This window comes from Bacteroidales bacterium (assembly GCA_035353855.1).
In the GTDB taxonomy this organism is placed as follows: domain Bacteria; phylum Bacteroidota; class Bacteroidia; order Bacteroidales; family CG2-30-32-10; genus DAOQAK01.
The window spans coordinates 24198-33179 of sequence record DAOQAK010000046.1 but is presented as its reverse complement, the minus strand read 5'-3'; the positions used below and the strand labels follow the sequence as shown (position 1 = coordinate 33179).

General features: G+C 35.3%; 7 protein-coding genes. All 7 read left to right on the top strand.

Annotated features, from left to right (window positions below):
* Positions 1–325: 325 nt before the first annotated feature.
* The 7 genes from PKK00_11725 (at position 326) to PKK00_11695 (ending at position 8934) form a co-directional block, all read left to right on the top strand.
* Positions 326–1645, top strand: a complete 1320-nt coding sequence (locus PKK00_11725) for a UDP-glucose/GDP-mannose dehydrogenase family protein (protein ID HNW99069.1) — start codon at positions 326–328, stop codon at positions 1643–1645.
* Between the two features lie 7 nt (positions 1646–1652).
* On the top strand, positions 1653–2588 hold the full coding sequence (locus PKK00_11720; protein HNW99068.1) for an SDR family oxidoreductase: 936 nt from the start codon (positions 1653–1655) through the stop codon (positions 2586–2588).
* Between the two features lie 3 nt (positions 2589–2591).
* Positions 2592–3461 (top strand): dTDP-4-dehydrorhamnose reductase, encoded by an 870-nt coding sequence (gene rfbD, locus PKK00_11715; GenBank protein HNW99067.1) that lies wholly within the window; start codon positions 2592–2594, stop codon positions 3459–3461.
* A gap of 34 nt (positions 3462–3495) precedes the next feature.
* On the top strand, positions 3496–5235 hold the full coding sequence (locus PKK00_11710) for a phospho-sugar mutase (protein ID HNW99066.1): 1740 nt from the start codon (positions 3496–3498) through the stop codon (positions 5233–5235).
* Positions 5236–5240: 5 nt separating this feature from the next.
* Positions 5241–5441 (top strand): hypothetical protein, encoded by a 201-nt coding sequence (locus PKK00_11705; GenBank protein HNW99065.1) that lies wholly within the window; start codon positions 5241–5243, stop codon positions 5439–5441.
* Positions 5441–6529 (top strand): TIGR04133 family radical SAM/SPASM protein, encoded by a 1089-nt coding sequence (locus PKK00_11700; GenBank protein ID HNW99064.1) that lies wholly within the window; start codon positions 5441–5443, stop codon positions 6527–6529. Before PKK00_11705 ends, PKK00_11700 begins: the two co-directional genes overlap by 1 nt.
* A gap of 659 nt (positions 6530–7188) precedes the next feature.
* Positions 7189–8934, top strand: coding sequence for an agmatine deiminase family protein (locus tag PKK00_11695; protein HNW99063.1), 1746 nt, complete (start codon positions 7189–7191; stop codon positions 8932–8934).
* The last annotated feature ends 48 nt before the right edge of the window (positions 8935–8982 follow it).

Sequence of the window (8982 nt, the reverse complement as noted above, 5' to 3'; positions counted from 1 at the left end):
TAGAGCACATCCCTTTTAAGGATGGGGTCCTGGGTTCGAATCCCAGCCAGATCACTGAAAAAAGTAATTAAGCCACAGCAAAGTGGCTTTTTTATTTCTATCTCTCCTCAAAAAAATATTTTATACTCGTTCTTATCAAGAATGCAAAAGCAATTTTGATTAGAACGAGTTATGCCGATAGGAACAAAATAAGAAAAATGCAAATCGGTTTCGTATCGGTATAAAATACTTTCTGAACAAAATCTTTTCTATATTTAGTAATTTAATGAAATATTTCTATTTTTGTTTCTCAAGATTGAATACTAACTTTTAAACTAAAGAATTTATGCATGTTGCTATAGTTGGGACCGGTTACGTAGGATTGGTTACAGGTACTTGTTTCGCCGAAGTTGGCATTAATGTTACGTGTGTTGATATTGATGTTACTAAAATTGAAAATCTAAAAAAAGGTATCAGCCCGATATACGAACCCGGGCTTGATGAAATGATTGACCGTAATGTAAAAAAAGGCAGATTACATTTTGTTACCGATTTAGGAAATATTGTTAACGATACAGAAGTTGTTTTTATCGCTGTTGGCACACCTCCTGATGAAGACGGCAGCGCCGACCTTAAATATGTTTTATCAGTTGCTTCGGAAGTTGGAAAACATATGAACAAACATATGCTGGTTGTTACCAAAAGTACCGTACCTGTTGGTACCGCTAAAAAAGTTCGTGAAGCGGTTCAGAAAGAACTGGACATACGTGGCGAAGATATTGAATTTGATGTTGCTTCAAACCCCGAATTTCTTAAAGAAGGTGCAGCCATTGATGATTTCATAAAACCCGACCGTATAGTTGTTGGAATTGAGTCGCAACGTGCAGAAGAAATTATGAACCGCTTATATAAACCATTTGTAATGAATGGGCATCCTGTAATTTTCATGGATATTCCTTCGGCCGAAATGACCAAATATGCAGCAAACTCAATGCTTGCCACAAAAATATCATTCATGAATGACATCGCTAATCTTTGCGAAATAATGGGAGCAGATGTAAATATGGTAAGAAAAGGTATAGGAAGCGATTCCCGTATAGGAACAAAATTTATTTATCCCGGTATTGGTTATGGGGGTTCCTGTTTTCCTAAAGATGTAAAAGCGCTGATAAAAACTGCTGATGAAAACGGTTACAGCATGCGCGTTCTTAAAGCAGTTGAAGATGTGAACGACGATCAGAAAGCTGTACTTTTTAATAAACTGATGAAATATTTTAACAATAACATTAAAGGAAAACAAATCGCTTTATGGGGACTGTCGTTCAAACCACAAACCGATGATATGCGCGAAGCTCCTTCCTTAGTTATCATAAAAAAATTACTCGAAGCCGGTGCAAAAGTTAAAGCATACGACCCCGTTGCTATGCATGAAAGCAAACGCAGGATTGGCGACAAAATTGAATATGCTTCCGACCAGTATGAAGCCTTAAAAGGTTCCGACTGCCTGCTTATAGCTACAGAATGGAGTGAATTCCGCTTACCTGATTTCTCCCTGGTAAAAAAATTACTTAAAAACCCTGCTATATTTGATGGAAGAAATATTTATAATGTTAAGGAAATGCAGTCGGAAGGATTTGATTATTTCTGCATCGGAATAAAAAGATAAAAGATTCATGAAGAAAAAAATATTGGTAACCGGTGGTGCAGGATTTTTAGGTTCACATCTATGTGAAAAACTACTGAACGAGGGCAATGAAGTAGTATGCCTCGACAATTATTTTACTGGTCAAAAGCAAAACATCGTTCACCTTCTGGATAACCCTTACTTCGAATTGATCCGTCATGATGTTACAATGCCTTTCTTTATTGAGGTTGACGAAATCTATAATTTGGCATGTCCGGCATCACCGATTCATTACCAATACAACCCGATCAAAACAATTAAAACATCGGTAATGGGAGCAATCAACATGCTCGGTCTGGCAAAACGCATAAGGGCAAAAGTGTTACAGGCTTCTACCAGCGAAGTTTATGGCGATCCCGAAATTCATCCCCAAATGGAAGAATATTGGGGACATGTAAATCCCATTGGTATCCGTGCCTGTTACGATGAAGGAAAGCGTTGTGCTGAAGCATTATTCGTAAATTACCATCGACAAAATAATGTTAAAATAAAAATCCTCAGAATATTTAACACCTACGGGCCTCGCATGCATCCAAGCGACGGAAGGGTGGTTTCAAACTTTATTATCCAGGCATTAAAAAATGAGGACATCACTATTTACGGCGATGGTTCGCAAACCCGCAGCTTTTGCTATGTTGACGATCTGATCAATGCTATGATAAGAATGATGAACACTGCGGACGAAATAACAGGGCCCATAAATGCTGGCAACCCTAATGAATTTACTATCCGTCAGCTTGCCGAACTGGTAATAAAATTAACTCATTCCAAATCAAAAATCATCACTCTGCCTTTACCGGAAGATGATCCGATGCAGCGACAGCCAAATATTACAAAAGCAAAAGAGATCCTTGGTTGGGAACCGGAAATTCAGCTTGAAGAAGGATTGAAAAAGACAATTCATTATTTTAAAGAAATAATTTGATCCATGAACATTCTTGTAACCGGAGCAAACGGCCAGTTAGGTAACGAAATAAGGGAATTAGCTCCCCATTTCAAAAATTTAAATTTTACATTTACCGATATTGAAGAGCTGGATATTTCCAACTATGCCGCGCTGAATAAATTTTTTGTAAAAAATAAATTCGACTGTTTTATTAATTGTGCTGCTTATACTGCTGTTGATAAAGCCGAAAAAGAAAAAGATTCAGCAACGCTGCTCAATGTAACGGCTGTTAAATATCTTTCACAGTTCTCTGCATCGCAAAATGCCTTATTAATCCATGTTTCCACGGATTATGTTTTCGATGGGCGCAATTGCAAACCTTATCTTGAAAGCGATCTTACCAATCCTAAATCTATTTACGGAAAAACAAAACTCGATGGTGAAGTGGAAGTGATATTCAATTCACAAAAAGCAATTATTTTCCGAACTTCATGGCTGTATTCTTCTTACGGTGGAAATTTTGTAAAAACAATATTAAAAATTGCAAAAGAAAAAGAATCGCTTAATGTAGTTTGCGACCAGGTTGGAAGTCCTACATATGCGCGCGACCTTGCAAAGACCATTCTTGAAATTGTCCCCGATTATAAAGAAAAAAATAAATTCGAAATATTTAATTTTTCGAACGAGGGCGTTACCAGCTGGTATGATTTTGCAAAAGAAATTCTTGAAATATCCGGAATAAAAACTCCTGTCAATCCTATTGAAACCAAGGATTATCCTACTGATGCAGCACGACCTTTTTACAGCGTATTGAACAAATCGAAAATTAAAAAACAATTTAATATCAGCATTCCATACTGGAAAGACAGCCTTAATGATTGCATTCAAAAAATAAAGAATCAGAAAAAATAATATTTTTCTAATTTATTTTATAATAATTAAATATATGAGCGGAATAGAAAGCGCTATCCTGAAGAGGGCCACATACTGGCTTAGCAATAATTTTGATGATAACACAAGGAAACAGGTTCAGCATTTAATCGACAATGATCCCAAAGAATTAACTGAAGCATTTTACCGTGACCTGGAATTTGGTACCGGTGGATTGCGAGGTATTATGGGTGTGGGTACCAACAGGATGAATAAATATACTGTTGCTATGGCAACACAAGGTTTGGCTAATTATGTTCACAAAATGTTTCCCGGCGAAAAAGAGCTAAAAGCTGCAATAGCTTATGATTCGCGAAATAACAGTAAAGCCTTTGCTCAGATCACTGCTGATGTTCTATCTGCCAACGGAATAAAAGTTTTCTTATTCAGCAGCCTGCGCCCTACTCCTGTCCTGTCATTCACAATCCGTCAATTGAATTGTCAAACAGGTGTTGTCGTAACTGCTTCGCATAACCCTAAAGAATATAATGGTTATAAGGTTTATTGGGATGACGGCGGACAACTTGTTCCGCCTAACGACAATAATGTTATTGCGGAAGTACAAAAAATAACAAACATCAACGATGTAAAGATGAATGCCGATAAAAATAAAATTATCAGCATTGATGAAGAAGTTGACAAAATTTATATTGAAAAAGTAAAAAGTTTATCACTCAATCAGAAGCTAATTAAAAATTATTCTGACATAAAAATTGTTTATACTCCAATTCATGGAAGTGGTGTTAAGCTTACCCCACGTGCATTAAAAGAATTTGGTTTTAAAAATATTTTCACTGTTGAAGAACAAAATATTTCTGATGGAAATTTCCCCACAGTAAAATCGCCAAACCCGGAAGAGCCTGCAGCGCTTGAGCTTGCTTTAAAAAAAGCAAAAGAAATAAATGCCGATTTGGTTCTGGGTACCGACCCCGATGCCGACCGCGTTGGAGTTGCTGTTAAAGACAATAATGGTGATTTTGTTTTGCTGAATGGAAATCAAACTGCATCATTAATCATTTATTATTTAATGAATGCTTATAGCGAAAATAAACTGTTCAAAGGGAATGAATACATTGTTAAAACCATTGTTACATCTGAATTACTGAAAGAAATTTCAAATTCATTTGGCATCGAATGTTTCGATGTTTTAACCGGATTCAAATACATTGCTGAGATAATAAAAGAAAAAGAAAGTAAGCAAAAATTTATTGGTGGTGGCGAAGAAAGCTATGGATACCTTGTTGGCGATTTTGTTCGCGATAAAGATGCAATAATTTCCTGTTGCATTATTGCAGAGACAGCAGCATGGGCAGCCAGTAAAAATAAATCTCTTTACGAACTGCTAATCGATATTTACGTTAAATATGGCTTTTATAAAGAATCATTGCTATCGCTTACCAAGAAAGGAATTGAAGGGGTTGAAGAAATTAAAAAAATGATGAGCAACTATCGCAGCACTCCACCTGAATCTATTAATAATGTTGATGTAGTCTGCATTAAAGATTATCTTTTACAGAAAGAAAAAAATATAAAAAATAAAACCGAAAAAACTTTAAATCTTCCGAAATCAGACGTAATTCAATTTTATCTTTCTAACGGAAGTAAAATAACTGTACGCCCTTCAGGTACCGAGCCCAAAATAAAATTTTATTTTGGAATAAAAGCTGAACTTAAAAATGCTGCTCAATTCGATTCACTAAATAAAGAGCTGGATGTTCAGATAAAAAACATTATTGAATCAATGAACTTAAAATAATTTTTATGAAAAAGTTTTTCCTAAAAAATAAAAGTTTGTTTTTATCAGGAGCACTAAAGTTGATGGGAGTTTGTGGTGTTCTGATTTTATTTGAAGCATGCTATGGAACACCAAAATCAGCATTCGTTCCAAAACATGACAAAAAAAATGTTTCAGCAAAATCGGCACAGCCAATAACTGATAAAGAAAAAGCAAACAGAATTTAATGTCATCGATTAAACCAACATTCGGACAAAAATTAAAACTCGGTCTTTTCAACAAATATGTAAAAACACAAACCGGGTTACACGAATTATCTTATCTTTTCTGGGAATGCACGCTTCGTTGCAATATAAACTGTTTGCATTGCGGCAGTGACTGTCATCGCGATAGTGCAATTCATGATATGCCCTACCCTGATTTTATTGCTATCGCAAAAAAAGTTGCTAAAGTATACAATCCAAATAAAACAATGATTGTGCTTACAGGTGGTGAACCCCTTGTCAGGAAAGACATTGAAGCATGCGGATATGAATTATACAAACTCGGTTTCCCTTGGGGACTGGTTTCTAATGGATATATTTTCACTAAGGAACGTTTTAAAACCTTGCTCGGTGCAGGTTTGCGCTCAGTAACGATAAGTCTTGATGGCTTTTCAGAAAGTCATAACTGGCTGCGTGGCCGTGATGATTCATGGGAAAAAGCAGTAAAAGCAATAAAACTCATCGTAAAAGAAAATGACCCTGTTTATGATGTTGTAACTTGTGTCAATCAAAAAAATTTTAAAGAGCTTGAAAACCTTCGCGATTTCCTTATTGAAGAAGGAGTAAAAAAATGGAGACTCTTTACAATTTTTCCTATCGGACGCGCTGCCGAAAATCCTTTGCTTGATATATCATATAAGCAATTTCGATGGTTAATGGAATTCATTTCCAATACAAGAAAAAACAATAAAATTGAAATCAGTTATGGTTGCGAAGGGTTCCTTGGTTCATATGAAAATAAAGTAAGAAATGGTTTTTATTTTTGCCGTGCAGGAATCAATATTGCATCTGTTTTAGCTGATGGCTCGATAAGCGCATGCCCCAATATTAACAGGGCATTTGTTCAGGGAAATATATACAAAGATGATTTCATCGAAGTGTGGAATAATAAATTTGAAGTGATGCGAAACAGGCAATGGACTAAAACCGGAATTTGTAAAAGTTGTGATGTTTATAAATATTGTAAAGGAAATGGCATACATTTGCATGAGCCAGAAAATGAAAATGTTTTACGGTGTCATTTCAATATGCTTCAAGAAGCCTGTAGTTAAAAGGACCTCCACATAATCACGTTCAGAAATTATTTTGTATTTCTTAATTTTTTTAGAGAACTGAAATACCTTAATAAATGATGTTACGCAAAACCTAAAATAAAATTTTAAAAACTATAATTAATAAGGATTTTAAGAGTATATACCGCCCGCCTTGCCCGCCTCGATGGTAAGCGGGTCGACGAGGCAGGTAGGCATAACCGCTTGGTAAAATATATAACCACTATGAAGTTGTGTGCTGCCCGTCTTGACGACGAGGCAGATAGGCACAACCCAATTAACTGAGCGTGCTTGAAAGCTATATAGTCTTGAAAGTTTAGTACCTACGGTACAATAAGAAGTGAGTTGTACCTTTCTTTTCTTTACCAAGCTGTTGTCCCTAACGGGACATAATAATAAAATAATGTTGTTTCGATACAAATAATGATTTTGCATAACATCAGTTAATAAATAATAACTTATATTTTTTATTAAGGTATTTTATACTCGTTCTTATCAGGTTTGCAAAGGCAAAACTGTTTAGAACGAGTTATACCGTACAGAAAACAAAAAATATTTTTGCAAAACTCTTTTCTGTCGGTATAAATATTTACATACGTATTAACATTATTATATTTATTTTTTTTATATCTTTGAAGACACACCAAACAAAAGCACTTATGAAAAAATTTACTTTCTCATTAATTATTGCATTTATTGCATTTAACATTGGAGTTAGCACAGCTCAGGAAAATGGACTTCCTAAACATGAAATTAGTAAAGAAGAACAGTTAAATTTTGCAAACTCGCACAAAGTTCTTCCTTTCTCTAAAGCAACCCCTGTTCAACCCAGGAATATTGCAGAATGGGAACCTTCCGAAGGAGTTGTAATAGCTTATGTTTCCAGTTATGGCGGATTTGGTATTCCTGATGCTGCTATTCAAGATTTAGCTAAAACAGCCAAGGTTTATGTTGCCTGCCCAAGTTCTTATCAAAGTACTGTAACTTCAAAATTTAACACTTTAAGCATCACAAATTACAGCTTTATTAATGCTACTACAGATTCATGGTGGACCAGAGATTTTACAGGATGGTTTATAGCCGATAGTAGTGGAACTGTAAGTGTAGTTGACTTTACCTATGACAGGGACAGGCCAAATGATGATGCTTTTACTCCATATGAAGCAACGGCACTTAACAATATGACTTGTTATACCATGGGCTTATCACAAACAGGCGGAAACTGGATGTGTGATGGTTATGGAATTGCTGCCTCTACTGATTTGGTTAATGACGATAATTCCAGTTTATCTACAACTCAGATACAAACACAAGTATCAACTTATCTTGGTATTTCAAATTACATGATTCGTCCTGATGCTTTAGGTGATTATATCAAACACATTGACTGTTGGGGTAAATTTTTAGCTCCTGATAAAATGTTAATCGACTCTGTTTCTACATCCGATTCAAGATATTCATATTATGAAGCTGCTGCAAGTTATTTTAAAAGTACAAACTGTGCATATGGCTATCATTATAAAGTATACAGACCTTTTATTGGTAGCAGCACCGCGTCAAGCAATACAGCTGTAACACCATACTCAAATGTATTAATATTGAACAATAGAGTCTTTATTCCTATTGTTGGCTCAACAACAACAGTAACAAAAGACTCTGCTGCATTAAAACTTTATAGGAAAGCAATGCCAGGTTATATTGTAAAAGGATATAAAACTTCTACATCAGGAACATACGTACCTTGGTTCAATACTGATGCATTACATTGCCGTACCCATGAAATTGCCGACAGGCAAATGCTCTACATACAACACTATCCACTATATGGAAAGATAAATTCTTCAACCGGGTACGATATCAATGCCGTGGTTTATTCGTATGCAAAAAATGCTTTAGCTACAAATTATCCTATGGTTAAATATAAAGTTCATTACAACGGAACATGGGATTCAATTCCTATGTCGTTTGTAAGCTACAGGCATTATAAAGCAAATATACCTACTCAGAATTCCGGCGATACTATTTATTATTACATCAAAGCTAAAGATGTTACGGGCAAAATTGCATATCATCCTTTCATTGGTCAACCTGACCCATATTATTTCATAGCCGATGGCACAACCGTCTTAACACCTGAAATTATTGTTGACCCGCAAATGTCATTCTTCACTTACCCTAATCCTTCAAAAGGTGAATTCTTCTTATTCCTGAAATCAAATTATTCAGATAATGCTTCCATTCAAATATTCAATATCGATGGCAAACTAGTTTACACAGACAATATGGATTTTGAAATCGGAGATAATAATAAATTCCTTAATATCGGTGGTATTGCAACCGGAGTATACATATTACAGGTTAAAACCAAATCGAATATTTTGACCAAACAGTTGCTTATTCAATAATCAATCATACTTTCTAATAAAAAAACGCATGGGTTGACTCATGCGTTT

Coding starts and splice junctions, on each gene's coding strand:
- rfbD (HNW99067.1), top strand. CDS start 2,592: ATGAACATTCTTGTAACCGGAGCAAACGGCCAGTTAGGTAACGAAATA.
- PKK00_11695 (HNW99063.1), top strand. CDS start 7,189: ATGAAAAAATTTACTTTCTCATTAATTATTGCATTTATTGCATTTAAC.
- PKK00_11720 (HNW99068.1), top strand. CDS start 1,653: ATGAAGAAAAAAATATTGGTAACCGGTGGTGCAGGATTTTTAGGTTCA.
- PKK00_11725 (HNW99069.1), top strand. CDS start 326: ATGCATGTTGCTATAGTTGGGACCGGTTACGTAGGATTGGTTACAGGT.
- PKK00_11710 (HNW99066.1), top strand. CDS start 3,496: ATGAGCGGAATAGAAAGCGCTATCCTGAAGAGGGCCACATACTGGCTT.
- PKK00_11705 (HNW99065.1), top strand. CDS start 5,241: ATGAAAAAGTTTTTCCTAAAAAATAAAAGTTTGTTTTTATCAGGAGCA.
- PKK00_11700 (HNW99064.1), top strand. CDS start 5,441: ATGTCATCGATTAAACCAACATTCGGACAAAAATTAAAACTCGGTCTT.